Raw genomic sequence first — 2,018 nt, 5'->3', positions numbered from 1 at the left:
GACACCTCGAAGATGGTGCTGATGGCCGGCGCCTTCGCGGTGCTCGCGGCCATCGGCTCGGCGATGTCGGCGCACCTGCCGCCGCTGCTGAACGCGCTCGGCGTCGGTCCAGCCGCGGCCGTGGGCGCCGCGGCCCTGGTGGGTCCGGCCCAGGTGGCCGCGCGGCTGGCCGAGTTCGCCCTGGTGCGCCGCATCCACCCCCTGGTTTCCGGCCGGGTGGCGGTCGCCATGTTCCCCATCGGCGCAGGCCTGCTGATCACCTTCGGCGCCATCGCCGCGGCCCCCTTCGCGATCCTCTACGGCGCGGGAAATGGGCTTTTCACCATCGTGCGCGGGGCCCTGCCGCTGGCCCTGTTCGGAGAACGTAACTATGGGCGGCGGCTCGGTGTGCTCAACGTGCCGTCCCGGCTGCTGCAGGCGGTGTCGCCCTTTGTGTTCGCCCTGATGATCGAACGCTCGGCGAACCTGGCCCTTGCGGTGATGGCGGCAGGGTCGGTTCTGGCCTTTGGAGCGCTCATGCTGCTGCGCAAACCGGCGGCCTGAACGCGTCCCTTCGTCGCCAGGGGTTTCCCTGCTCCGGGACTCTGCTAGACCGGGCGGATTGAATTTATCCGTTATTAAAAGGGAGAGCCTGCGCGGCTTTTCACTGCCCTGCGCGCGCGGGCCGGACGCCATTGGAAGACAAAATCATTAGGGACGAACTGGAAGCGATCGGCGAGGCCGCCGCTCCGGAAGAAGAGACGATGGAGGCCAAGGAAGCGGCCTACGAAAAGTTCGTCTGGGACAATCTGAAGCGCAACTATATCGGCAACTACCTGCACGGCATGCTGGGCATGACGGGCTTCCGGCTGGTCAATGCGCCAACCTTCCTGCCCGCCTATCTGCACATGATCTCCGGCTCCAACACGATCGTGGGCCTGGGCCTGGCGCTGCAGCAGGTGGGCAGCATCGTCTCGCCCATCGTCGGCGCCACCCAGATCGAGCATCGCACCAAGGTGATGCCCGCCGCCATGTGGATGGGGGGCCTCGCGCGCCTGCAGATCCTGGGCATGGCCGCCTCGGGCTGGCTGCTGTCGGGTCAGTCCCTGGTGATCGCGATCCTGGCCTTCATGTTCATGTTCGGCCTGTTCATGGGCGCGCAGCGCGTCGTGTTCGGCCTGCTGATGGCCAAGGTCATCCCGCTCAGCCGCCGGGGCCGACTTCAGGCCTGGCGCAACGCCACGGGGGGGCTGATCGCCGCCGTCCTGGCCTATTTCGCGGGGCGCTATTTCGTCGGGGCCAACCTGTTCGGCAACGGCTACGGCGTCACCTTCATCTTCGCCTTCGTGCTCACGAGCCTTGGCCTTTCGGCCCTGAACCTGCTGCTCCGGGAGCCCGAGCCGCCAACCCTGCGCGCCCAGACCAAGCTGCGCGATCGCATCAAGGACTTCCCCGCCCTGATCGCCTCGGACCGGGGCTACATGTACTTCCTGATCGTGCAGATGCTGGCCACGGCCGGTCGCCTGGCGGTGCCCTTCTACATCATCTACGCCGGCACCACGATCGAGCTCAACGGCCGCAATCTGGGCCTGCTGTCCCTGGCCTATCTCGGCGCCGACACCCTCTCCAACCTGCTCTGGGGCTATATGGGGGACAAGACCGGCTTCCGGCGCATCCTGCTGGTCTCGCTGGTGATCTGGATCGCGGCCACCGTGCTGCTGATGAATGTCCACCTGATGCCCCTGACCTTCCTGGCCTTCTTCGGCTTGGGCGCGGCGCAGTCGGGCTACATGATGGCCGCCAACACCATGATCCTGGAGTTCGGGTCGCGGGATGAGATGCCCATGCGGATCGCCATCTCGGCCACCGCCGAGGGCATCATGGCGGCCATCGGCCCCCTGGCCGGCGGGATCATGGCCAGCACCCTGGGCTTCCCGGTGGTGTTCGGCGTCTCGATCGGCTTCCTGGTAGCGGCCCTGCTGCTGCTGATCGTGGCCGTGAAAGAGCCGCGGACGGCCAGGATCGGGCGGATCTAGGCC

Annotated in this window: 1 protein-coding gene and 1 pseudogene; both read left to right on the top strand. The window is 67.1% G+C overall.

Annotated elements, in window-relative coordinates:
• Positions 1 to 543, top strand: a pseudogene (locus tag RMO97_RS05075) (hypothetical protein); the annotation flags it as partial.
• A gap of 131 nt (positions 544 to 674) precedes the next feature.
• The gene (locus tag RMO97_RS05070) at positions 675 to 2,015 is read left to right on the top strand and encodes an MFS transporter (protein WP_310539451.1); all 1,341 of its coding nucleotides are present in this window, start codon (positions 675 to 677) and stop codon (positions 2,013 to 2,015) included.
• Positions 2,016 to 2,018: the final 3 nt, after the last annotated feature.

The organism is Phenylobacterium sp. (assembly GCF_031425575.1).
Taxonomy (GTDB): domain Bacteria; phylum Pseudomonadota; class Alphaproteobacteria; order Caulobacterales; family Caulobacteraceae; genus Phenylobacterium.
This window is presented reverse-complemented; position numbering and strand designations above follow the sequence as displayed.